Source organism: Clostridium sp. Marseille-QA1073 (assembly GCF_054863625.1).
Genome location: NZ_JBSVQM010000066.1, coordinates 1 through 1,415, shown reverse-complemented (window position 1 = coordinate 1,415; position 1,415 = coordinate 1). Strand labels below are relative to the sequence as shown.

Here is a 1,415-nt window from a genome sequence, read left to right as displayed (position 1 = left end):
AAAAAATGTTTGCAACAGTTTTAGAATTTTTTAAAACTGTTGTAAACACTTATGTATTAAATATAATTTTTATTTTAGATATTACAAATACCTTAAATAGAATAATTAATTAAAGGTTTCTAAAATACCACCTAGCTATTTCTCTTAAAATGTATAGGTTAATCTTAAAAATTATTTATATACTTGTTCAAATATATATCCTTTTATTGCTAAGGCATTTTTTATCATTGCAGCATGTTCTTTTGATTCTGTTTCAATTTCTATTTCAATATTTGTAAACTCAAGTCCTTTAGGATTCCAGTTTTTATCTTGTTTAATCTTTGATACATTTCCACCTAGTGTAGCTACTTCAGCAACTAATGCTCCCAATTGACCTATTTTATCTCTTAATTCAAATTGTAGAGTTATTCTTCTTTCAACTAAAACTAATTGTCTATCAATTATTTTTGATATTGTAGCTATATCTATATTCCCACCACTTATAACTGCAACAACATTTTTACCAGCATTCTTAATTTTTCCTGTTAATAATGAAGCTAAGGAAACAACTCCTGCACCTTCAGCTATGACCTTATTTCTCTCCATTAGTGCAAATATTCCATAGGCAATTTCATCTTCTGTAACCGTTACTATTTCATCAACATACTCTTTTATTATTTCAAAAGTTTTATCTCCTGGAGTTTTAACAGATATACCATCTGCTAATGACTTTGAACCTTCAACTGTGACAACTTCACCTTTTTCTAGAGATGCTTTACTTGAAGCAATTATTTCTGCTTGAACTCCTATTATCTTTACATTAGCATTTATAGCTTTAGCTGCTATAGCAATACCTGATATAATTCCTCCTCCACCAATTGGAACTATTATAGTATCAACTTCTGGTAAATCTTCAAAGATTTCAAGAGCAATTGTTCCCTGTCCTGCAATTACATGTTCATCATTAAATGGGTGCAAAAATGTTGCTCCTGTTTCCTTTTGTACTTCTACTGCTTTAGCATAACATTCATCGTAAACTTCACCATGCTGTATAACCGTTGCTCCATAATTCTTTGTAGCTTGAACTTTTGCAAGAGGTGCTGTTAATGGCATACATATTGTAGACTTGACACCAAATATAGTTGAAGCATATGCAACTCCTTGAGCATGATTTCCTGCGGAAGATGCAACAACTCCCTTAGCTCTTTCTTCCTCTGTCAATGATGCAACTTTGTTATAAGCTCCTCTAAGTTTGAAAGACCCAGTTTTTTGTTTATTTTCACATTTTAAATATACTTCATATCCAGTGTCTTTTGAAAACGTACTTGAATGAAATAAAGGTGTTTTTCTTACAACTCCCTTTAAATTTTCCTCTGCCTCTCTTATATCAGATAATGATAATGTTATACTCACTATTTTCTCTCCTTTTGTTTAAA

General features: G+C 30.6%; 1 protein-coding gene. It reads right to left on the bottom strand.

From position 1 onward, the window contains the following. Nucleotides 1-171: 171 nt before the first annotated feature. Nucleotides 172-1,386, bottom strand: a complete 1,215-nt coding sequence (gene ilvA, locus ACY1IQ_RS21090; RefSeq protein ID WP_461613887.1) for a threonine ammonia-lyase — start codon at nucleotides 1,384-1,386, stop codon at nucleotides 172-174. Nucleotides 1,387-1,415: the final 29 nt, after the last annotated feature.